Origin of the sequence: Sphaerisporangium flaviroseum, assembly GCF_039537005.1 — a bacterium.
GTDB classification, from domain to species: Bacteria; Actinomycetota; Actinomycetes; order Streptosporangiales; family Streptosporangiaceae; genus Sphaerisporangium; species Sphaerisporangium flaviroseum.
Genome location: NZ_BAAAZR010000019.1, coordinates 1 through 21,568, shown reverse-complemented (window position 1 = coordinate 21,568; position 21,568 = coordinate 1). Strand labels below are relative to the sequence as shown.

The window sequence follows — 21,568 nt, the reverse complement described above, 5'->3', positions numbered from 1 at the left end:
GGGACGCGCCCCGATGCTCAGTCGGTCGGCAGCAGCGTGCCCAGCGGCCCGAGGTCGAGGTTCAGGTCCGACGGGGACAGATCGAAGCGCTCGCACAGCTCCGTCATCGCCTCCTCGAGGCGCATCAACGTCAGGCCGAGCGTCTCGACCTGGGCGTCGGAGAGGTCGCCCTGGTCCATCCGGTGCACGCACTGGCGCTCCACGAGCTGGCGGACCAGCTCCACCAGGGTGAGGACCAGGCGGGTGAGGTCACGCTCGACCGTCTCGGGATCGGTCTCGAGATGCCAGCGGCCCGATCGGGACTGCGCCGCGCCGGGCCCCGGGGCGCGGCGCCCCCTCTCCGGTGCGGGGCCGGACCGTGTGGCCGGCTCAGAGCGGGGACTGCTCATGCCTTACTCCCGTTTCGAGTGGTTCGGACGCCCGGACCGACATGATCAGCGCGCGCAGGGATATGCGGACGAGATCGATGTCGGCGATGGACAACACCAGGTCCCCGGTGATCACGACGCCGCCCGACAGCAACCGGTCGAGAAGGTCGACCAGGGCGACCCGCTCGGCGGGCAGCCGTCCCTCGGCCGCCAGTTCGGCGCCGCGCGGCGCCATCTCACGTGTCACCGCGGGCCTCCGCGGCGGAGGGGTCCGGCCCCAGCTGGGTGAAGGAGTACGGCGCCCACGGGCCGGTGAGCTCGATCTGGACCCCGGGCCCGCGGAGCTCGTCCAACGTGGCGGCGAACTCCGCGCGGCGGTCGTCGTCGACGAGGTAGGCACCGTTCAGCAGCATCACCTCGTCACGGCCGGACAGCCGCGGATCCTGGGGCCGGTGGCGCCTGCTCGCGACCGCGACGGCCACGAGGGTGGCGTGGATGTCCTCGGCACGCCCGGCCGCCTCGCGCCAGGCGTCGTCCCGGCTGCGCAGGCGTGCCTTGCGGCGTTTGAGGTAGTCGGTGCCCGGGCTGGAGGAGGCGGGCTCGTCGGCCCCCTGGTCCGGGGGCGGTTCGGCGGCCCGTTCGGCGTACGCCTTCACACCCCACTCGCGCCGTCCCGCCACCTGCGACAGGACCTCGGAGAACTCCTCGTGCCGCCGGGCCAGCATGTCGCGCACCTGGTCCTCGCCGCCGTACACGGTCACCAGCCGTACCGGGGCGGTCGAGGACGACTCCGCCACGGCCTCCACGACGCCGTGGTGCGCGCGGGCCGTCTCCCCGACCCAGTCCAGATCCTCCAGCGAGCGCCGCAGCGGCTCCTCCCCGAACTGCTCCAGCGGCACGGTGCTCACGTAGGCGACCAGCCCGGCGTGCGCGACCGTGCGAACGGCCGCTCCCGCCACGCCCGTCACGCCTTCCAGGACGGCCGGATCCGCCCGGTCCTCCTCGCGGGTGACCGCGTACAGATACGTCCCTGAGTCAGCCACCGCGGTCCCTTCGGTCGGCGGTCCGGTACGCGGCGCCGCGTTCGTAGGTCTCGGTCCCTCGCGGCCGTTCGATGGGCCGGGGCGCCGGCTCCTCCTCCGGCTCCAGTTCCTCTTCCTCCTCCACGGCGGCCAGGCGGCGGCGCAGCCGGCGGTTCTCCTCGATCAGGTCCCGGTCCTTGGAACTGAGCCACGGGTCGTGCTCCCACCAGTCGATGCCGAGCTCCCGCGCGGTGTCGACCGAGGCGATCAGCAGCCGCAGCTTGATCGTGAGCAGCTCGATGTCCAGGAGGTTCACGCGGATGTCGCCCACGATCACGACGCCTCTGTCGAGCACGCGCTCCAGGATGTCGCCGAGGTTGCCACCGGAGTCGCGTGCCACAGGCGCCTTCGGGCCGTAGGACTGGGGCATCACGCGTCCCGGGCGCGTGGGATCGGACATCTCAGCACACCCCGCCGGTGTCACCCTTGGCGCGCTTGAAGCTGCGGACCCTGCGGTACGACACCAGGTCGCCCTCGGAGTCCAGGTCGACCGCGTAGATCGCCAGAGTGTCGCCAGAGGAGGGGACGCGGTGGTCCTCGACGACCTCGACCTCGACGGTCCACCCGTCGCCGGCCGGCTGCACCAGCGTGACGCCCTCGACATCCTTGCCGGTCAGCTCGGTGATGTACCGCAGCCCGGCGCGGCCGGCGGTGGACGCCGTCAGGCGTGATCTCTCCCTGGCCGCGCGGCGCCCCGGCGGCCGCTCCAGCTCCTCGTCCTCGTCCAGCGGCTCGTCTTCCATGGCGTCGTCGTCGTCGCCGGTCCGGTCGTACTCGTAGTCGCCGGGACGGTAGCCGGCGACACGTTCGCCACGGTCTCTGCGACTCGCAGGCACGACATCACTTCCTTTCGCCGTCTCCCGGGCGCGGGAGGTGGCGCGCCGCTAGGCGATCATCCGCTGGAGGATCTCCTCCGTGGCGAGGGCCGCATCCTCCTCGGAGATCAGTCCGGCGGCCCTCGCCTCCTCCACCTCCTCCAGCCGGCGCCGCACGACCGCCGGATCATGGAACTCTTGATCCACCTGCTGCTCGATCAGCTCGCCGAGCCGGATCAGCAGCCGGACCGGCGCGAGCGGCCAGCCGACGAGCGCGGTCAGCAAACCCATGTCGATGACCTCTACGTCTGTGTCGTGACGAAGTCGTACGGTGCCTGGGGGCCGAGCAGGCGCAGCGTGACGCGGTCGGCCCATCTGCGGCCGAACTCGTCCAGCGCCCGCTCGAAGTCGTCCTGCCGCTCGTTCTCCACCAGGACGGCCAGATGCGCGGCGTCCACCTCGTGGGTCGGCTCGCGGATGGCGATCGCGATCGCGTGGGGAGCCAGCCCTTCCGCCAGCGTCTGGGTGTCGGCGTCCCGCTTGGCCTCGATCGACTGGTTGATGATCTCTCCCAGCTGGATCCGGGCGTCCCAGGTCGCGTCCTCGGGCAGGCCGCGGATCTGCTCGCGCAGGCGTGCGGCCTCCGGCTGCTCCCGCAGCACCTCCCGGAGCACCGCGCCCTCCTCGTAGCGTGCCTTGACGACGTACTGGGCGCGCCCTTCGAGATCCTCCAGCGCGGCGCGGAACTCGTCGTGATGGGGCGCGAGCAGCTCCCGGACGATCGCCTCCGGGCTTTCCATGACGGCCCCGAACCGCAGCGGCAGCACGGGCACCTCGGCGGCCACGTCGTCCAGCAGCTGCTGGTGGGCCATCAGGTCCTGGGGCCTGCCGAGCGGACGGCTCAGGTGGAGATCGCTGACGACCGCGGCGATGTCCTCGTACCGCACCAGCCTGATCTCGCCTGGAGGATCGCTTACCCCACGGGTCTCCGGGGTCAGCTCGACGTCGCCGGGGATGACCCCGTAGATGTACGACGCGGTCGCCCTCTCGGAGGGGGCCTCTGAGACGCCGCCGGCCTCGCCGGTCGCCTGGGCGCCGGCCTCGCCGGTCTGCGGGGTGCCGGTGGCTTCGGGCGTGGGCCGGCCGGAGCCCTCGCGCACGTCCTGACGGCCGGAGTCCTCGCGCACCTCCTGACGGCCGGAGTCCTCGCGCACCTCCTGACGGCCGGAGTCCTTGCGCACGTCCTGACGGGCGGAGGCCTCACGGGTGTCCTGCTCGGACCCGGGTGCCGTGGGGCTTGGGGTGGTGCGGGCCATGTCAGTCCTCCTCTCGCATGCGCCTGCGACGCGGCGCCGGCTCCTCGGCGGGCTCGCTGATGAATTCGCGGAGCTTGTCGCCCGCGGCCTCCAGCGCTCCCTGCGCGATGCCCTTGGTCTTGGACTTGGCCACGCCCTGGGTCATGTCCTGCATCAGCTCGGGAAGCCCCTTCTGGCCTTCGGCGAGGTCGAGCCGGTTCACCGCCTGAGCGAAACGCAGGTAGGTGTCCACGCTGGCGACCACGATTCGGGCGTTGATGGTCAGCAGCTCGATCCCTACGAGCGCGACGCTGACGTAGGCGTCGATGACCAGGCCTTTGTCGAGGATCGTGTCGATGACGTCGGCCAGTCCACCGCCCGACGAGGACGGCCGGGCGGCCGCCCCGCCCCCTGAGGGCTGCACGATGGTCATACGGCGTACTCCTTGTCTGTGGGTCTGTGGGTCTCTGGATCTGTTGGGTGATTCGGTCGGCGGGTCGCGCCACCCGGCCCTGCCTCATGGCTCGGGCCAGGGCGTCCGGCGCGGGGCGGGCTCTTGGCCCGGGCCAGGGCGCCCGGTGCGAAGCGGGCTCTTGGTCCGGGCCAGGGCGTCCGGCGCGGAGCGGGCTCCTCACGGTCCGGGGCTGGAGCGTCCGGCGCGGAGCGGGCTGCTCTTGGCTCGGGCTAGGGCCGTGTCCGGCGTGGAGCGGGCTCCTCCCGCCCGGTGGGCTCGGGCCGGCGCCGCCGGGGTGGCTCCTCGCGCTCGCCGGTCTCCCGCCTGCGCCGCCGGGGCGGTTCCTCGGGCTCGCCGCCCTCCCGCCTGCGCCGCCGCAGGGGCGGACCTTCGGGCTCGCCGTCTCCTGCCCCTCGCCGTGCCGGCGTCTCCTCGCTCTCGGACGGGCGCCGGCGCGCCTGCGGACCCTCCTCCGGCCGCTCGCCCGGCCGGGGTCTCTCCGGGCGCTCCCCGCGCCTTGGCCAGGGACGGCGCCGCCGTGCCCGGGGCTCCTCGCCGCCCTCTTCGCCGCCCTCTTCCTCGGGCTCCGGCCCGGCCTCCGCGCCTTCGCCCCGCTCGGCCTCTTCGCCCTCTTCCGCTTCTTCGGGTTCCTCCCCGCCCTCCTCGGGCTCTTCCTCTTCGTACTCGCCTTCCTCGGGCTCGGGCCCTTCGCGGCGCTCGCGTTCCTCCCGCTCGCGTTCCTCGCGTTCCTCCCGCTCCTCTTCCTCGCGAAGGGCGGTCTCATGGTCCTTGACGACCTCGCCTTCGTGGATCACGCCGCGCCAGCCCTGGACGTCCTCGGGGCGCAGCAGTACCTGCGTCATGATGTGGCGCCGGATGTGCTTGAACTCCAGGCGCGCGCGCCGTCCCTGCGCCCGCCACAGGTTCCCGATGTGCTCGACGAGGCCCTTGGGGTGGTACTCCAGGACCATCAGGACCCGCGTCATGTCGTCGGTGACCGCGTGGAAGGTGACCGACCCGTCGACGTATCCCTTAGCGGCCTTGGAGCGCCAGATGATCTTCTCGTCCGGCACCTGCTCCATGATCGTCGATTCCCAGGTCCGGCGCGGGATGAAGATCTTCACCTGCCACGTCAGCTTCTCGTCGCTCTCCTGGACCACTTTCTCGATCTTCTTGGTGAAGGTCGGCCAGTCCTCGAACTGCGTCCACACGTTGTAGACGAGGCGGACCGGGGCTCCGAAGTCCAGCGACTCGACGATGTTGGTCAGCTTGAGCTTCTTCTTGCCGGCGCCACCACCGAATCCGAGCTTCTTCTTCAACCCGCCCCACGCCAGCTTCGCAAGGCCCTTGAACCGGCCCGTGCCGCCCTCCGTTCCGGCGATCTGGCCGAGCGTGCGAAGCCCGCCGCCCTCGGCGACGTTGGTCAGCTGCTTGGTGGTCTGCTCGACCTTGCGCCGCACCGCGGACAGCGCAAGCTTGCCCGCGATGCCGGCCAGACCGCGTACCTGCTGCCTTATCGGGTTGGTCAGCCCTGAGGGCGCATTGCCTTTGTCGTGGTCCGCCATGAAGGTCACCCCCGCGTCCGGCGTATGGGACGGGAACGCCGGGGCGGCTCGTCACGCACCACACGTCCGCGCGGCCCAGGACCCTCGTCCTCGTCCTCGTCCTCGTCGTCCAAGGGTTCCCGCACACCTCGTCCGGACGGCCGCCCACGGCCCTCCGGCTCGGCGGGCCCACGTCGCGAGGGGGGCTCCTCCTCGTACTCTTCCTCGTCTTCGAACTCGTCGTACTCGTCCTCGTACGGCTCTTCCTCTTCCGCTTCCTCCTCGGCGGGCCGGCGTATCCGGGCCCTAGCGGCCCGCACCCCACCGGTCGCCCTGTCCCGCAGGCCGCCGACTCTGCCCCTCGCCGTCTTGGTCGCGCCTTCGGCGGCGCCGGTCACCCCCTCGGCTGCCCCGGTCGCCGCCTCTTCCATGCCCGCGGCGACGTTGGCCGCGTGCTGCAGGGCCTCGGCCCGTTCCTGGAGTTTGGTGCTGAGCGAGGTGACCTGCCTGCTCGTCGCGGCCTTCGCCGCGGCCTTGCCCGCCTGGAACAGCTCGCCCCGGACGCTGCTCACGATCTTCTCCAGCTCCGGAGAGGAACTGACCAGCTTCATCCCCTGCTCCAGCAGGTTCCCCTGGGCTCCGCCGAGCCGGCCCGTGGCTCCGGCCACCGCCAGCGCGACCGCCAGCTTGAACCGGCGATGCCGGCCAAGCAAGTAGCCGATGGCGACGGCTACGGCTACCTTCAGTCCGCCTGTCACGATTGCCTCCTTCGCCGGCCTCCTAATCGATCCGGGGCCTACCCGGTCAAATCAGCACAGAACGCTCGTTTCCGGAAAAAATGGACATCGCACACGGAAGCATCACGGTGTGCTTGCGACCGTGCCCGCCGCGCGCCGAAGGAGGACATGCGCGTTCACAAGGCCGGCGTCGTGTCCTGAAGGGGAGAGTCCCGCGCCGGGTCCTATGCCAAGGCGGACAGGAAACGCTCCCGCTCGTCCTCGGGGAGGTGGTCGCTGAACAGCACGCCGTCGAGGTGGTCCACTTCGTGCTGGAGCACCCTGGCGAGCATCCCGAGCGCGCGCACGGTGAGCGGCTTGCCGTGCATGTCACGTCCGCGGGCGACCACCGAGTAGGAACGCTCCAGAGGCCACCAGATGCCGGGCGCCGACAGGCACGCCTCGTCGGCGACGATCATGCGCTCGGAACGCTCCAGCCGAGGGTTCACCAGGTGCCCCGACCTGCCCTCCACCTCGAAGACCAGGACGCGCAGCGGCACGCCGATCTGCGGTGCGGCGAGCCCGGCACGGCCGGAACCGGCACGGGTGGTGAGCTGCAGCGACCGGACCAGCTCGCGCAGGGGGCGGTCGAAGGCCTGGACCGGCTCCGCCACCGTGCGGAGAACGGGATCGGAGAAGAGCCTGATCGGCTGGACGCTGGTCATGCCCGCTCCCGGGGGTGACGACGGCTCCGGTGGAAGGTTCTCCAGAGCAATTCCCGGTCTGCGTCGCAGGCAATCTCTGTTAATTGCGTGTTGCCGCCGTGATGCGTGTGGATCACAAGTTTCGTCGGTGCGTCGAATGTAACCCCGATATCTGGCGTCCGACGTCAGAAATGGTGATCGCCCTTCATACCGTCAGGACCTCCCGATTCAACGTCAACAAGGAGGAACCGTGGCGGTAGCGGAGGTCAAAGGGGCCGCGCCCGCGAAGGGCCGCTGGATAACCGGCTGGAATCCCGACGACCCGGGCTTTTGGGAAAGCAAAGGCAAGGGCGTCGCCCGCAGGAACCTGGTCTTCTCGATCCTGGCCGAGCATCTGGGCTTCACTCTGTGGACCGTCTGGAGCATCGTCGCCGTCAAGCTCGGCGCCTACCGCTTCTCCACCGACCAGCTGTTCTGGCTGGTGTCACTGCCCAATCTGGTCGGATCGGCGCTGCGCATCCCCTACACGTTCGCGCCCGCCCGGTTCGGCGGCCGGAACTGGACGGTGGTCAGCGCGCTGCTGCTGCTGATCCCCGCCGGGCTGCTCGCCGTGGCGGTGAGCGACCCCGGCACCCCGTACTGGGTCTTCCTGCTCATCGCCGCCACCGCCGGCCTCGGGGGCGGCAACTTCGCCTCCAGCATGGCCAACATCACCTACTTCTACCCCGAGAAGAAGCAGGGCTGGGCGCTCGGCCTCAACGCCGCGGGGGGCAACATCGGCGTCAGCTCCGTGCAGCTGGCGATGCCGCTGGTGATCGGCGGGTTCGGGCTGGCGGCCGCCGGGCTGTTCTGGGTGCCGTTCATCGTGGCCGCCGCCGTCGGCGCGTTCTTCTTCATGGACAACCTCACCTCCGCCAAGGCGAGCGCCAGGGACCAGCTGAAGATCACCGGCAGGGCGCAGACCTGGATCATGTCGTTCCTCTACATCGGCACCTTCGGCTCGTTCATCGGCTACGCCACCGCGTTCCCTCTGCTGATCAAGAGCCAGTTCCCCGAGAACTCCTCCGCCGTCACGTGGGCGTTCCTCGGAGCCCTCACCGGTTCGCTGATCAGGCCGCTCGGCGGGCGGCTTTCGGACCGGCTCGGCGGAGCCCGGGTGACGTTGTGGAACTTCGCCGCGATGGGAGTGGCGGTCGCGCTGGTCGGCTTCGGGCTGGCCACGCGCGACTTCACGTTCTTCTTCTGCGCCTACCTGCTGCTGGTGGCGCTGACCGGGGTGGGCAACGGCTCCACGTACCGGATGATTCCGGCGATCTTCAAGGCCAAGGCGGTCGAGGGCGTCTCCGCCGAGGACGCGGCGGCGCACGCGGCGGCCGTCGCGGCGGGCAGGAGGGACAGCTCGGCCGCCATCGGCATCATCTCGGCCGTGGGTGCCTTCGGCGGGTTCTTCATCAACCGCGGTTTCGGCACCTCGATCGCGGCGACCGGCGGCGCGGGCGCGGCGCTGGTGGCCTTCGCCTGCTTCTACGCCGCCTGCGGCGCACTGACGTGGTTCTGCTACCTGCGCACCGTCGGGGCACGGCTGGCGCCCAGCCTCGCCGCGGCACGCGTCTGAACGCCGTGCCCGCTCACCGGAGCGGGCACGGAGCCCGCGCGGCGGCGTGCGCGCCCGTCCCTTCACGGGACGGGCGCGGCGCTGTGCGCACAGGCGATCCGCTCCGGATGTGAACACGGTTGGCGGCTTGTAGCACAGAGGTAACAGGAGGGACCCAGCGGTGAAACGGCCTGAAAGCACCATCGAACCCATGCCGATCTCACTTTCCCCACCGGCGCCTGTGATGTCGCCGGTGCACCGGGGGGAGGCGACCCACTGCCCGTACTGCGCGCTGCAGTGCGGCATGTACGTCAGCGGAGGGCTCGCGGAGACCTCGGACGGCTCGCTGACCATCACCCCGCGCGAGGACGTTCCCGCGAACGCGGGGGCGCTGTGCCAGAAGGGCTGGACGGCGGCCGAGCTGCTGACCGGCGGCGATCGCCTGACGACCCCGCTGGCTCGCGAGAGCCGCAGCGGCCCTCTGGTGCCGGTGAGCTGGGACGACGCGCTCGACCGCGTCGCCGCGGCGATAGGCGGCATCCAGGCGGAGCACGGCAGGGACGCGGTCGCCGTGTTCGGCGGCGGCGGCCTCACCAACGAGAAGGCCTACCAGCTCGGCAAGTTCGCCCGGGTGGCGCTGCGGACGAGCCAGATCGACTACAACGGCCGGTTCTGCATGTCGTCCGCCGCCGCCGCGACCGGCCGCGCGTTCGGGATGGACCGTGGCCTGCCGTTCCCGATCACCGACATCGCCGCGGCGGACGTGGTCATGATGGTCGGCGGCAACGTCGCCGAGACCATGCCGCCGTTCCTCAGGCACCTGCGGAACACACTGATCGTGGTCGACCCAAGGGAGACCCGCACCGCCAGGAAGGCGGCCCTGCACCTGCGTCCGGCCCCCGGGACCGACCTGGCCCTGGCGCTCGGGCTGCTGCACATCGCGATCACCGAGGGCCATGCCGACCAGGACTACGTCGACTCCCGCACGACCGGCTTCGAAGCGGTGCGCGCGTCGGTGGCCACCTGGTGGCCCGAACGCGCCGAGCGGATCACCGGCGTGCCCGTGGCCCGGATGCGCGAGGCGGTCCACCTGCTCGGAAGCGCCCGAACGGCGATGATCCTCACCGGCCGGGGCGCCGAGCAGCACGCCAAGGGCGTGGACACGGTGACCGCCTTCATCAACCTGGCGCTCGCGCTCGGGCTGCCCGGACGCCCGGGGTCCGGATACGGCTGCGTGACCGGCCAGGGCAACGGCCAGGGCGGACGCGAGCACGGGCAGAAGGCCGACCAGCTCCCCGGCTACCGCAAGATCGACGATCCCGCCGCACGCGCTCACGTCGCCGGGGTCTGGGGGATCGATCCGGCGGAGCTCCCCGGCCCCGGCCGCTCGGCCTACGAACTGCTGGAGGCCCTCGGCACCCCAGGCGGGCCGAGGGCGTTGCTGGTGTTCGGCTCCAACCCGGTGGTGTCGGCCCCGCACGCCGGCCACATCACCGGGCGGCTCGCCGCGCTTGACCTGCTCGTGGTCTCCGACTTCGTGCTGTCGGAGACCGCCGCGATGGCCGACGTCGTGCTGCCCACCACCCAGTGGGCCGAGGAGCACGGCACGATGACCAACCTGGAAGGCAGGGTCCTGCTGCGCCGCCAGGCCGTCGCTCCGCCCTCGGGGGTGCGGAGCGACCTGGCGATCCTCTCGGGCCTGGCCGCACGGCTCGGCCGGGACAAGGGGTTCTCCGACGACCCCGGCACGGTGTTCGACGAGCTTCGCAGGGCCAGCGCGGGCGGCGTCGCGGACTACTCGGGCATCACCTACGAGCGCATCGCCGCCGAGACCGGCGTCTTCTGGCCGGCTCCCTCCGAGGACCACCCGGGGACGCCGCGCCCGTTTCTCGACCGGTTCGCGACGCCGGACGGGCGGGCCCGGTTCACGCCGGTCGACCACGGGCCGGTGGCCGAGGAGGTCGACGAGGCCTACCCGTACTACCTGACCACCGGCAGGATCCTCGCGCACTACCAGAGCGGGGCGCAGACCCGGCGCGTCCCCGCCCTGAACGAGGCCGCCCCGGAGACCTTCGTGGAGCTCCACCCCGACCTGGCGGAACGCCTGCGGGTCACCTCCGGTGACATGCTCCGGGTGTCCAGCCGCAGGGGCGCCACCGAGGCCGCCGCCAGGGTCGGCACCGCCATCCGCCACGACACGGTCTTCATGCCCTTCCACTGGGAGGGCGTCAACCGCCTCACCAATCCCGCTCTGGACCCGGTGTCCCGGATGCCGGAGTTCAAGGTGTGCGCCGTGCGCGTCGAGAGGTGTGACGCCGGTCCACCTTCCGATCGGCGGGCCGGCGTGCCGGAGCGGGGGCTGGGCGTGTGAGGCTCGTCGTGATCGGCAACGGCATGGCCGGCGCACGGCTGGCCGCCGAGGTGCGCGCGCGGGACAAGGACATCCAGATCACGGTGTTCGGCGCCGAGACCCGCAGGACCTACAACCGCGTGCTGCTCTCCAACGTGCTCGCCGGTACCGCCAGCCCCGAGCAGGTGCGCCTGCCCGCGCACGCCGAGGGCGTGACGGCCCGTCTCGGCGTCACGGTGACCGCGATCGACCGGGCGTCCCGTACGGTCCGCACCGGCGACGGCGGGTGCGAGCCGTACGACGTCCTCGTGCTGGCCACGGGAAGCGAGCCCGTCGTGCCGCCGATCCCCGGTGTGACCCGCGCCATCGCGTTCCGCACCATGGACGACTGCGACCGCATCCTCGGCGTGGCGGCCACCGCGAGCAGCGCGGTGGTGATCGGCGGCGGCCTGCTCGGCGTCGAGGCCGCGCGCGGCCTCGCGGGGCGCGGCATGCCGGTCACCCTGCTCCATCCGGCCGGGCACCTGATGGAACGCCAGTTGGACGCGGAGGCGGGGCTGGTGCTCGGAGAGGCGCTCGCCGGGCTCGGGGTGGTCGTGCGGACCGGCGTGCAGGTCACCGCGATCCTCGACCACGGCGTCGAGCTGGCCACCGGCGAGACGCTCGCGTCCCAGCTGGTGGTGCTCGCCTGCGGGGTACGGCCGGTGGTCGGCCTCGCCGTGGACGCCGGGCTGGAGGTGGCCCGCGGCGTCGTCGTGGACGACCAGATGCGCACCGGGGATCCGGCGATCTACGCGATCGGGGAGTGTGCCCAGCACGACGGCACGGTGTACGGCCTGGTCGCACCCGCCTGGGAGCAGGCCGCCGTGGTCGCCGACCTGATCACCGGAGCCGACCGGACCGCCAGGTACCGCGGCTCGCGGCTGGTGACCCGGCTGAAGGCCAGGAGCGTCGAGCTGGCGGCCATGGGGGAGACCCACCTGACCGAGGACTCGGCCGGCGCGGTGGAGGTCGTCCGGTTCACCCATCGGGCTCGCGGCATCTACCGCAAGCTCGTGATCAGGAACGACCGCCTGGTGGGCGCGATCCTGCTCGGCGAGTCGCCCACCGTGGGAACGCTCACACAGCTCTACGACCGGGGCGGTCCCCTCCCCGGAGACCGGACCGGGCTGCTGTTCCCCGGCCTCGACGGCGCGACGCCCGCGGACAGCCCGGTGCGCATGCCGGACGCGGCGCGGGTGTGCGACTGCAACAACGTGACCAAGGGCCACATCCGCGCCTGCTGGGAGGCCGGCGCCCGTGACACCGCGGCCGTGGTGGCCGCGACCAGGGCCACGACCGGGTGCGGGAGCTGCCGGGACGCGGTGGAGGGACTGATCGGCTGGCTGTGCGAACAAGAGGAGGTCCGCACGTGAGGATCGTGGTGGCCGGATACGGCCCGACGGCGCACCGGTTCGTCGGGACGCTGGCCGGCAAGGGCTTCGACGGAACGATCACGGTCCTCGGGGAGGAGCCGAGGCCCGCCTACGACCGCGTGGCGCTGACCTCCTACCTGTCCGGCCCCCCGGGGACCGGCGCGGGGGACCTGACCTACCCCGCTCCCGAGGGCCTCGCGGGTATGCGGCTGGGCGACCGGGTGGCCTCCATCGACCGCGCCCGCCGCACGGTGACCACCGAGGCCGGCCACCAGGAGCCGTACGACGTCCTGGTGCTGGCCACCGGATCGGCGCCTTTCGTGCCGCCGGTGCCGGGAGCCGAGCGGGCCTTCGTCTACCGCACCATCGACGACCTGGACGCCATCCGCGCCGCGTCCGCGCACGCGACCTCCGGCGTGGTGGTCGGAGGCGGGCTGCTCGGCCTGGAGGCGGCGGACGCGCTGCGAGGGCTCGGCCTGTCCACGCACGTCGTGGAGATGGGCGGCTGGCTCATGCCCCGGCAGGTCGACGAGGGCGGCGGGGCCGTACTGCGAGGCCATGTCGAGCGGCTCGGCCTGAGCGTGCACACCGGGGCGGGACTGGGCCGCATCGAGGAGGACCGGGTGGTCCTCGCCGGCGGCACGGAGATCGACGCGGGCGTGGTGGTCTTCTCGGCCGGCATCCGGCCGCGCGACGAGCTCGCCCGCCGGGCGGGGCTGCCGGTGGGCGAGCGCGGGGGCATCGTCGTCGACGAGGGGATGCGCACCGCCGACCCGGCGATCTACGCGGTGGGAGAGTGCGCCCTGGTGGGCGGCATGATCTACGGTCTGGTCGCGCCGTGCTTCACCATGGCGGAGGTGGCGGCCGACCGCATCCTCGGCGGCGGCGCCCGGTTCACCGGCGCGGACATGTCGGCCAAGCTCAAGTTGCTCGGCGTGGACGTGGCCAGCTTCGGGCAGCTCTCCGGCGCGCTGGACGTGACCTACATGGACCCGGTGGGCGGCGTCTACAAGAAGCTGTTCATCAGCGACGACGCCCGCACCCTGCTCGGCGGCATCTGCGTCGGCGACGCGGCACCGTACGCCCTGCTGCGGCCGATGGTCGGCAGGGAGCTGGCCGCACCGCCGAGCGACCTGCTGTTCGCCGGAACGGGCGCGGCGGCCGATCGCTACGGGGCCGGCTATCCCGACGACGCGCAGATCTGCTCCTGCAACAACGTCACCAAGGGAGAGATCCGCACCGCCATCGCCGATCTGGGCCTCACCGACGTCGCGGGCGTCAAGAAGTGCACCCGCGCGGGCACCAGTTGCGGCAGCTGCGTGCCGGCGCTGGCCTCGATCCTCGCGTCCGAGGGGGTCGTCACCAGCAAGGCGCTGTGCGAGCACTTCGACCACAGCAGGCCCGAGCTGTTCGACATCGTCAGGGTCCGCGAGATCCGCACGTTCTCGCAGCTCATCGCCGAGCACGGCAGGGGACGCGGGTGTGACGTCTGCAAGCCCGTCGTGGCGTCGATCCTCGCGTCGCTGAACGGCGGTCACGTCCTGGAGGGCGAGCAGGCGGCGCTGCAGGACACCAACGACCACTTCCTCGCCAACATCCAGAAGAACGGCACGTACTCGGTGGTGCCGCGCATCCCCGGCGGCGAGATCACCCCGGACAAGCTCATCGTGATCGGGGAGGTCGCCCGCGACTTCGGCCTCTACACCAAGATCACCGGCGGTCAGCGGATCGACCTGTTCGGGGCGAGGGTGGAGCAGCTTCCCAAGATCTGGAAGCGGCTGGTCGACGCCGGATTCGAGTCCGGGCACGCCTACGGCAAGGCGCTGCGCACGGTGAAGTCCTGCGTGGGGTCCACCTGGTGCCGGTACGGGGTCCAGGACGCGGTGGGGATGGCCATCGCGCTGGAACTGCGCTACCGAGGGCTGCGCTCCCCGCACAAGCTCAAGGCGGCCGTCTCCGGCTGCGCCCGCGAGTGCGCCGAGGCCCGGGGCAAGGACTTCGGCATCATCGCCACCGAGAACGGCTGGAACCTCTACGTCGGGGGCAACGGCGGCTTCACGCCGCGCCACGCCGACCTGCTGGCGAGCGACCTGTCCGACGACGAGCTGATCCGCACGATCGACCGGTTCCTGATGTTCTACATCCGCACGGCCGACCGCCTCCAGCGCACCGCCGTCTGGGTCCAGAACATCGGCCTCCACTACCTGCGCGAGGTGATCACCCAGGACTCGCTCGGCATCTGCGCCGACCTGGACGCGCGGATGGAACGGCACGTCGCCACCTACTTCGACGAGTGGCGCGCCACCGTCGAGGACCCCGAGAAGCTGCGCAGGTTCGTCAGCTTCGTCAACGCTCCTGAGACCCCTGACCCCTCGATCGTCTTCGAGACCGAACGCGACCAGATCAAGCCCGTTCTCATGGAGGTGACCCGCCGATGACCATCGTCCAGAAGGCTCCGGAGACCAGCAGGAGTGACACGACCACGCGGAGGTGGAGCGCGATCTGCCACTACACCGACCTGATCCCCGAGCGCGGGGCCGCCGCCCTGATCCGCGGCCGCCAGGTCGCGGTGTTCCGCGCCCACGACGGCCGCTTGTTCGCCGTGGGCAACCACGACCCGTTCAGCGGCGCGTACGTCATCTCGCGCGGCATCGTCGGCACCCTGGGCCAGGAGCCCGTGGTGGCGACGCCCATGCACAAGCAGGTCTTCTCCCTGGTCACCGGCGCCTGCCTGGACGATCCGGCGACAGCAGTACCGATATATCCGACCCGCGTCACCAACGGCACCGTGGAGGTGAGCGTGGAATGACGGCCACGCTACTGGAGAATCCCATGACGACCCCCGAGACGGCGCCGGACGCACTGGCGGGATTCACCATCGGGGTGACCGCGACCCGGCGCAAGGAGGAGTTCGCGGCCCTCCTGGAACGGAGGGGCGCCAGAGTCGTACGGGCCCCCGCGATCCGCCTGGTCCCGCTGGCCGAGGACGCGGGACTGCTCGCGGCCACCCGGGAATGCCTGGAGGGCCCGATCCACGACGTGGTGGTCACCACCGGCGTCGGATTCCGTGGGTGGATGGCCGCCGCCGAGGGCTGGGGGCTGTCCACCGACCTGTCCGACCACCTGGCCGCGGCACGGCTGCTGCCCCGCGGGCCCAAGGCCCGGGGCGCGGTGCGCGCCGCCGGGATGACCGACCACTGGACCCCGCTGACCGAGTCCTGCGACGAGATCAAGCAGTACCTCCTCGCGCAGGATCTGAGCGGGCGCCGCATCGTGGTGCAACTCCACGGCGAGCCGCTGACCGGCTTCGTGGCGGCACTGCGCGCGGTGGGCGCCACGGTGATCGAGGTGCCGGTCTACCGCTGGCTGCCGTACCGCGACACCTCGCCGCTGCGCCGCCTGATCACCCAGGCGATCTCGGGGTCGGTGGACGCGGTGGCCTTCACCAGCGCCCCCGCCGTTATCGCGATGCTCAACGCCGCGAGGGCGGAGCACCTGGAGGACGCGCTGGTCGCGGCCTTCGGCGAGTCGGTCGTCGCGGCGTGCGTCGGGCCGGTCACGGCGGCGCCGCTGCTGGCGAAGGGCGTGCCGGTGATCCAGCCGGAGCGCTCCCGCCTGGGCGCGCTGGCCCGCACCCTGGCCACACACCTCCCCGAGCACAGCGTCACCCGGGTCAGCGCGGGCGCTCACGAGCTGGAGATCCGTGGGCACGCGGTCGCCGTCGACGGGGACCTCAAGCCGCTCCCGCCCGCGCCGATGGCGGTGCTCAAACGCCTGGCGGAGCGTCCCGGCCACGTCGTACCCCGCTCCGACCTGCGCATGGTGCTGCCCGGCGGCCCGGCCAGGGACTCCGCCGAGCACGCGGTCGAGATGGCCGTCACCCGCCTGCGCCGCGCCCTCGGCCCGTCGGGCATCGTGGAGACGGTCGTGAAGCGCGGCTACCGGCTGGCCTGCGACCGGCCGGACACCCGGTGACGCCGACACCAGGCCGGAGGGACACCAGGTGAGGGGGGACCGGGGGGAGATCCAGGCGAGGAGCCGTTCACGGGGAAGGCCGGCGCGCGGGCACGCCGGCACGCTGGTGCTGGTGGCCCACGGCACCCGCAGCGCCGCGGGCGAGGCCACGCTCGCGGCCCTGGCGGAGGAGGTACGCCGCACGCGGCCCGGTCATCGGGTCGAGCTCGGCTTCCTGGAGATCAGCTCGCCGCCGCTCGCCGGCGTCCTGGCGCAGGTGCCAGGACCGGTGGTCGTGGTCCCGCTGCTGCTGGCGGGCGGCTACCACGTCCATGTGGACCTTCCGGAGGTCGTGGCGAGGGCCAGGCCGGACACGCTCGTCGCCGATCCGCTCGGCCCCCACGCGCTGATCACCTCGGTGCTGGCCCGCCGCCTGGCGTCGGCGGGCCTGCGCTCCACCGACGCCGTGATCCTCGGCGCGGCGGGATCCTCCGACCCCGCGGCCCTGGCCGACGTGCGCTCCGCCGCCCGGCTGCTGTCGGTGCGGCTGGCCCGGCCCGTCACCGCGGCCTTCGCCTCGGCGGGCACCCCGTCGGTCACCGCGGCCCTGGAGCGGCTGCGGTCAGGACCGGCGCCGCGGATCGCCGTGGCGTCCTACCTGCTCGCCCCGGGGTTCTTCCAGGGACGGCTGGAGTCCAGCGGGGCCGAGGTGGTGAGCCGCCCGCTCGGCGCCGAGGAGGAACTGGCCGATCTGGTGTGGCGCAGGTGCGACGAGGCCGTGGCCAGGGTGGCCGTGGCAGGGCATGACGGGCCGGTGGCCAGGGTGGCCGTGCTCAGGAGAGCGCGGGCGTCCGGGGCGTGACGGTCTCCAGCCGCAGCTCCCGTACGATCTCCACCGCGCCCTCGTCCCGGGACAGGCCGGAGCCGGCGCCGATGAACATCTCGTAGTAGGCGTGCCGGAAGCACCCGGCCAGCAGCAGGCGGGCGCTGGCCTCGGGGGTGACGTCCGGCGACACCCGCCCGAGCCGCCGTTCCGCGCCGAGGTACTCGGCGAGCGGGGCGATCTCCGAGGCCGGGCCGAGCTCGGTCTCGCGCAGCGCCTCGCGGAAGCGGACGGTGATGGAGGGGGAGAGGAACGCGGGCATCGCCGCGGCCTGGACCTCGGCGTAGTAGTCGATCCCGGCGCGCGCCACCGGCAGCAGGTTGTCGTTCACCCGGCCCTTGCCGGCCATGTGCATCAGGTCGTCCAGCGTGCGCAGCCAGACAGGCAGCCGGTCCTGCAGAAGCGCGAGGAACATCTCGACCGCCTGGGCCGGAGTCGCGCCGCGCAGCTGCGGATAGGCGGCGCCGTTCCACGGATGGACGGCTCCGTCCCCGCCCTCCTGTTTCATGAAAACGGCCATATCAAGAACGCGTCGCCGCGTCTCCTGTGCTCTCTTGTGCGGATCAGGATAAGGAGTCGCCATGGGGGCCCCAAGGTGCGCAGTCACATGTGTAGGTTCAGCACGCGGGTGGCGTCGTCCGCGATGTTTGCGGAGTCGTGTTTCTCTCCGTTATCGAATCGTTGCCGCGCGTGGGGTGCCGCCCAGGTGCAATGGGTGCGGAACGGCGCAGCGGCCAATTATTACTCGAAATCACGACCGGGGTGTCGAATAACGGGAATTATGCGAAATGCTGCTTTAGGGGTTGCTAGCCGTCGCCGTCGGTGTCGCGCCGCCGCAGGTAGCGCTCGAACTCCGCCGCGATCGCGTCGCCGCTGGCCTCGGGCAGCTCCGCGGCGTCCTTGCGCTCCTCAAGCTCGCGGACGTACTCGGCCACCTCGGAGTCCTGGGCGGCCAGCTCGTCGACACCGTGCTCCCACGCCTGCGCCTCGTCGGGCAGCTCACCGAGCGGCATGGGGATGTCCAGCATGTCCTCCATGCGGCGCAGCAGCGCCAGCGTGGCCTTGGGGTTGGGCGGCTGGGCGACGTAATGGGGCACCGAGGCCCACAACGAGACGGTCTTGGTGCCGGCCACGCCGAGGGAGTGCTGCAGCACGCCGACGATGCCCGTGGGGCCTTCGTAGCGGGTCAGCTCCAGGTTGAGCGAGCGCGCCAGGCCCGGGTCGCTCACGGAGCCGACGATGGGCACCGGCCGGGTGTGGGGCGAGTCGTTGAGCAGGGCGCCGAGCAGCACGGCGGTCTCCACGCCGAGCTCCAGGCAGATGCTCACGATCTCGGCGCAGAAGGTGCGCCAGCGCATGTTCGGCTCGATGCCGCGCAGCAGCACCACGTCGCGCTTGCTGCCCGGAGGCCGCGCCACGAGCAGGCGGGTGGTGGGCCACACGATGGAACGGGTGGTGCCGTCGCCCAGCTCGACGACCGGGCGGGTGACCTGGAAGTCGTAGTAGTCCTCGGGGTCGAGCTCGACCAGCGGGGTGGCCTTCCACTCGGCCTCGAGATGGGCGAGAGCGCCGCTCGACGCCTCGCCTGCGTCGTTCCAGCCCTCGAACGCGGCGATCAGCACCGGGTCGACGAGCTCGGGCAGCCCTTCGAGCTCGATCACACGCCGCCTCCTCCTCGCCTGGGCCGAGGCCGCCCCGTCACGGGAGCGCCCTCTCGGCCGCCGGCGGCGGCCTTGTGCCTGACTAAGCCTATTCGTTGAGGGGCGCTCAGTGTCACGGAGAGGGCATAGCCGGCTGCGAGAGTGCCCCCGGCGCCGCGGTCAACGGCCCGTCGTCGTGCGGACGATCAGCACGTCGCACGACGCGCGATGGGAGACGTTGGAGGGCACCGAGCCGAGCAGGCGGCCCGCGAGGCTGTTGAGCCCGCGGTTGCCCACCACGAGCAGGTCGGCCCTGCGCTTCTCGGCGAGCGTGACCAGGACGTCCACCGCGTCCCCCTCCTCGGCGGCCAGCTCGATGTCGGCGGCCCCCGCCGAGACGGCGTGCTCGCGCGCGGCCCGCAGCGCGTCGTCGGCGGGGGTGCCGCCGCTGACCTTGTACGCCAGGTCCCCGAGGACGTCGGCGGCGGCCGTACGGTCCCTCTCGCGCATCGGGTTGTAGGCACAGGCCAGGACGAGGGTCGCGCCCGTCGCGGCGGCCAGCGAGGCGGCGGCGGAGACCGCCCGGAAGGAGGTGGCGGAGCCGTCGGTTCCGACCAGGATCGTCCGGTACACGGAAGGGGTCACCCCTTAGCCGGCCATGAATGGCCTTCGCCGGGCGCGGCGGGCCCGTGACCTCTACCGGGCGTCGCCGACGCAATTGGACGTACCGTTCAATTATGGTGGTCGAACAGTACCATCACGGCTCCCGCTAGGCTTGAGTTCATGAACAGCACTGCGTCCTTCAGACAAGCCCTGTCAGACCGCGTGATCGTCGCGGACGGGGCCATGGGGACCATGCTGCAGGCCTACGATCCGACCCTCGACGACTTCGACGGTCACGAGGGATGCAACGAGGTGCTCAACGTCACGCGTCCTGACATCGTCAAGGCCGTGCACGATGCGTACTTCGAGGTCGGCGTCGACTGTGTGGAGACCAACACCTTCGGTGCCAACCTGGCGGCGCTGGGGGAGTACGACATCTCCGACCGTGTCTATGAGTACTCGGAGGCGGGGGCACGGCTGGCGCGTGAGCGGGCCGATCATTGGTCGACTGCCGAGCGGCCGCGGTTCGTGCTGGGGTCGATGGGTCCGGGCACCAAGCTGCCGACCCTGGGCCACCTGCCGTACGCGACGTTGCGTGATGCCTATCGTGACAATGCGGCGGGTCTGATCGCGGGTGGTGCCGATGCGTTGATCGTGGAGACCTGTCAGGATCTGTTGCAGGTCAAGGCGGCGGTGATCGGTGCCAAGCGGGCGGTGCACGCGGCCGGGCGTGATGTGCCGATCATCGCGCAGGTGACGATCGAGACCAACGGGGCGATGCTCCTGGGTTCGGAGATCGGCGCCGCCCTCTCGGTCATCGAACCCCTCGGCGTCGACCTGATCGGGCTCAACTGCGCGACCGGGCCGGCCGAGATGAGCGAGCACCTTCGTTACCTGGCCAAGCACTGCCGCCTGCCGCTGTCGTGCATGCCCAATGCCGGCCTGCCCGAGCTGACCTCCGACGGCGCGCACTACCCCCTCAGCCCGAGCGATCTGGCGTCGGCCCACGAGACCTTCACCCGCGAGTACGGGCTGTCGCTGGTGGGCGGGTGCTGTGGCACCACTCCTGAGCATCTGCGGCAGGTGGTCGAGCGGGTGCGCGGCCAGGTTCCCGCCGCGCGGCGCCCGCGTCCAGAGGCGGGCGCCGCTTCGCTGTACCAGCACGTGTCGTTCCGGCAGGACACCTCCTACCTGGCCATCGGCGAGCGCACCAACGCCAACGGCTCCAAGGCGTTCCGCGAGGCGATGCTCGCCGAGAACTGGGAAGAGTGCGTCGACATCGCCCGTGCCCAGTCGCGTGACGGCGCCCACATGCTCGACCTGTGCGTCGACTACGTCGGCCGTGACGGGGTCGCCGACATGAGTGAGCTGGCGTTCCGCTTCGCCACCGCCTCCACCCTGCCGATCGTGCTCGACTCCACCGAGCCGGCCGTGCTGGAGGCGGGCCTGGAGATGCTGGGCGGCCGGGCCGTGATCAACTCGGTGAACTACGAGGACGGCGACGGCCCCGGCTCCCGGTTCCAGAAGATCATGAAGCTGGTCAAGGAGCACGGCGCGGCCGTGATCGCGCTGACCATCGACGAGGAGGGCCAGGCCCGCACCGCCGAGTGGAAGGTCCGGGTCGCGGTGCGGCTGATCGAGGACCTGACCGCCAACTGGGGCATGAAGGTCGAGGACATCATCATCGACTGCCTGACCTTCCCGATCGCCACCGGCCAGGAGGAGACCCGGCGCGACGGCATCGAGACCATCGAGGCGATCCGCGAGCTCAAGCGCCGCTACCCCACGGTGCAGACCACGCTGGGCCTGTCGAACATCTCCTTCGGGCTGAACCCGGCGGCGCGCATCGTGCTGAACTCGGTGTTCCTGAACGAGTGCGTGAACGCGGGGCTGGACTCGGCGATCGTGCACGCCTCGAAGATCTTGCCGATGGCGCGGATCCCCGACGAGCAGCGCCAGGTGGCGCTCGACATGGTCTACGACCGCCGCCGCGAGGGATACGACCCGCTGCAGCGGTTCATGGAGCTGTACGAGGGCGTGGACGCCGCCTCGATGCGCCAGGACCGCGCGGCCGAGCTGCTGGGCCTGCCGCTGTGGGAGCGGTTGAAGCGGCGGGTGGTCGATGGGGAGAAGAAGGGGCTGGAGGCGGAT

At 71.6% G+C, this 21,568-nt stretch carries 22 protein-coding genes; 8 read left to right on the top strand and 14 right to left on the bottom strand.

Annotated features, from left to right (window positions below; genetic code table 11):
• Positions 1 to 17 precede the first annotated feature (17 nt).
• The 11 genes from ABD810_RS24565 to def all read right to left on the bottom strand — a co-directional run bounded on the left by ABD810_RS24565 (position 18) and on the right by def (position 6,999).
• A complete protein-coding gene (locus ABD810_RS24565) occupies positions 18 to 389 on the bottom strand; it encodes a gas vesicle protein K (RefSeq protein WP_344944884.1) in 372 nt (123 codons plus the stop codon).
• Entirely contained in the window at positions 370 to 615 is a 246-nt protein-coding gene (locus ABD810_RS24560; protein WP_344944879.1) for a gas vesicle protein, read from the bottom strand. Before ABD810_RS24560 ends, ABD810_RS24565 begins: the two co-directional genes overlap by 20 nt.
• Complete coding sequence (locus ABD810_RS24555) at positions 605 to 1,411, bottom strand: GvpL/GvpF family gas vesicle protein (RefSeq protein ID WP_344944876.1); 807 nt, start codon at positions 1,409 to 1,411, stop codon at positions 605 to 607. Before ABD810_RS24555 ends, ABD810_RS24560 begins: the two co-directional genes overlap by 11 nt.
• Positions 1,404 to 1,850 carry a gas vesicle protein gene (locus tag ABD810_RS24550; RefSeq protein ID WP_344944872.1) on the bottom strand — a complete coding sequence of 149 codons (447 nt, stop codon included), beginning with the start codon at positions 1,848 to 1,850 and terminating at the stop codon, positions 1,404 to 1,406. Before ABD810_RS24550 ends, ABD810_RS24555 begins: the two co-directional genes overlap by 8 nt.
• Position 1,851: 1 nt before the next feature.
• Entirely contained in the window at positions 1,852 to 2,286 is a 435-nt protein-coding gene (gene gvpO / locus ABD810_RS24545; RefSeq protein WP_344944869.1) for a gas vesicle protein GvpO, read from the bottom strand.
• A 48-nt stretch (positions 2,287 to 2,334) separates the two neighbouring features.
• A complete protein-coding gene (locus tag ABD810_RS24540; RefSeq protein WP_344944865.1) occupies positions 2,335 to 2,556 on the bottom strand; it encodes a gas vesicle protein GvpG in 222 nt (73 codons plus the stop codon).
• 11 nt (positions 2,557 to 2,567) lie between these two features.
• Positions 2,568 to 3,581 (bottom strand): GvpL/GvpF family gas vesicle protein, encoded by a 1,014-nt coding sequence (locus ABD810_RS24535; protein WP_344944862.1) that lies wholly within the window; start codon positions 3,579 to 3,581, stop codon positions 2,568 to 2,570.
• A 1-nt stretch (position 3,582) separates the two neighbouring features.
• Entirely contained in the window at positions 3,583 to 3,993 is a 411-nt protein-coding gene (gvpJ, locus tag ABD810_RS24530) for a gas vesicle protein GvpJ (RefSeq protein ID WP_344944859.1), read from the bottom strand.
• A gap of 251 nt (positions 3,994 to 4,244) precedes the next feature.
• Positions 4,245 to 5,579 (bottom strand): SRPBCC family protein, encoded by a 1,335-nt coding sequence (locus ABD810_RS24525; protein WP_344944856.1) that lies wholly within the window; start codon positions 5,577 to 5,579, stop codon positions 4,245 to 4,247.
• A 5-nt stretch (positions 5,580 to 5,584) separates the two neighbouring features.
• Positions 5,585 to 6,316: a hypothetical protein gene (locus tag ABD810_RS24520; protein WP_344944853.1), complete on the bottom strand. Its 732-nt coding sequence runs from the start codon at positions 6,314 to 6,316 to the stop codon at positions 5,585 to 5,587.
• Positions 6,317 to 6,519: 203 nt separating this feature from the next.
• Complete coding sequence (gene def, locus ABD810_RS24515; protein ID WP_344944851.1) at positions 6,520 to 6,999, bottom strand: peptide deformylase; 480 nt, start codon at positions 6,997 to 6,999, stop codon at positions 6,520 to 6,522.
• Positions 7,000 to 7,228: 229 nt separating this feature from the next.
• Here def and ABD810_RS24510 point away from each other — a divergent pair, with 229 nt between their 5' ends.
• The 7 genes from ABD810_RS24510 to ABD810_RS24480 all read left to right on the top strand — a co-directional run bounded on the left by ABD810_RS24510 (position 7,229) and on the right by ABD810_RS24480 (position 17,153).
• Complete coding sequence (locus ABD810_RS24510) at positions 7,229 to 8,593, top strand: MFS transporter (RefSeq protein ID WP_344944848.1); 1,365 nt, start codon at positions 7,229 to 7,231, stop codon at positions 8,591 to 8,593.
• A 190-nt stretch (positions 8,594 to 8,783) separates the two neighbouring features.
• Positions 8,784 to 10,943: a molybdopterin oxidoreductase family protein gene (locus tag ABD810_RS24505; RefSeq protein WP_344945421.1), complete on the top strand. Its 2,160-nt coding sequence runs from the start codon at positions 8,784 to 8,786 to the stop codon at positions 10,941 to 10,943.
• Positions 10,940 to 12,337, top strand: a complete 1,398-nt coding sequence (locus ABD810_RS24500) for an FAD-dependent oxidoreductase (RefSeq protein WP_344944845.1) — start codon at positions 10,940 to 10,942, stop codon at positions 12,335 to 12,337. Before ABD810_RS24505 ends, ABD810_RS24500 begins: the two co-directional genes overlap by 4 nt.
• Positions 12,334 to 14,775 carry a nitrite reductase large subunit NirB gene (gene nirB, locus ABD810_RS24495; protein WP_344944842.1) on the top strand — a complete coding sequence of 814 codons (2,442 nt, stop codon included), beginning with the start codon at positions 12,334 to 12,336 and terminating at the stop codon, positions 14,773 to 14,775. The genes ABD810_RS24500 and nirB overlap by 4 nt, the downstream gene beginning before the upstream one ends.
• Positions 14,772 to 15,146, top strand: a complete 375-nt coding sequence (nirD, locus tag ABD810_RS24490; protein WP_344944839.1) for a nitrite reductase small subunit NirD — start codon at positions 14,772 to 14,774, stop codon at positions 15,144 to 15,146. The genes nirB and nirD overlap by 4 nt, the downstream gene beginning before the upstream one ends.
• Positions 15,143 to 16,312 carry a uroporphyrinogen-III synthase gene (locus tag ABD810_RS24485; RefSeq protein WP_344944836.1) on the top strand — a complete coding sequence of 390 codons (1,170 nt, stop codon included), beginning with the start codon at positions 15,143 to 15,145 and terminating at the stop codon, positions 16,310 to 16,312. The genes nirD and ABD810_RS24485 overlap by 4 nt, the downstream gene beginning before the upstream one ends.
• Positions 16,313 to 16,340: 28 nt before the next feature.
• A complete protein-coding gene (locus ABD810_RS24480) occupies positions 16,341 to 17,153 on the top strand; it encodes a sirohydrochlorin chelatase (protein ID WP_344944833.1) in 813 nt (270 codons plus the stop codon).
• Here the strand turns inward: ABD810_RS24480 and ABD810_RS24475 are convergent.
• The 3 genes from ABD810_RS24475 to ABD810_RS24465 form a co-directional block, all read right to left on the bottom strand.
• Positions 17,125 to 17,682 carry a hypothetical protein gene (locus ABD810_RS24475; protein WP_344944830.1) on the bottom strand — a complete coding sequence of 186 codons (558 nt, stop codon included), beginning with the start codon at positions 17,680 to 17,682 and terminating at the stop codon, positions 17,125 to 17,127. The genes ABD810_RS24480 and ABD810_RS24475 overlap by 29 nt on opposite strands.
• 298 nt (positions 17,683 to 17,980) lie before the next feature.
• On the bottom strand, positions 17,981 to 18,835 hold the full coding sequence (locus ABD810_RS24470) for a PAC2 family protein (RefSeq protein ID WP_344944827.1): 855 nt from the start codon (positions 18,833 to 18,835) through the stop codon (positions 17,981 to 17,983).
• A gap of 159 nt (positions 18,836 to 18,994) precedes the next feature.
• Positions 18,995 to 19,447 (bottom strand): universal stress protein, encoded by a 453-nt coding sequence (locus ABD810_RS24465; protein WP_344944824.1) that lies wholly within the window; start codon positions 19,445 to 19,447, stop codon positions 18,995 to 18,997.
• A 150-nt stretch (positions 19,448 to 19,597) separates the two neighbouring features.
• Between ABD810_RS24465 and ABD810_RS24460 the strand changes: the two genes are divergently transcribed.
• A partial coding sequence (locus ABD810_RS24460; protein ID WP_344944821.1) for a homocysteine S-methyltransferase family protein occupies positions 19,598 to 21,568 on the top strand: 1,971 nt, incomplete at its 3' end.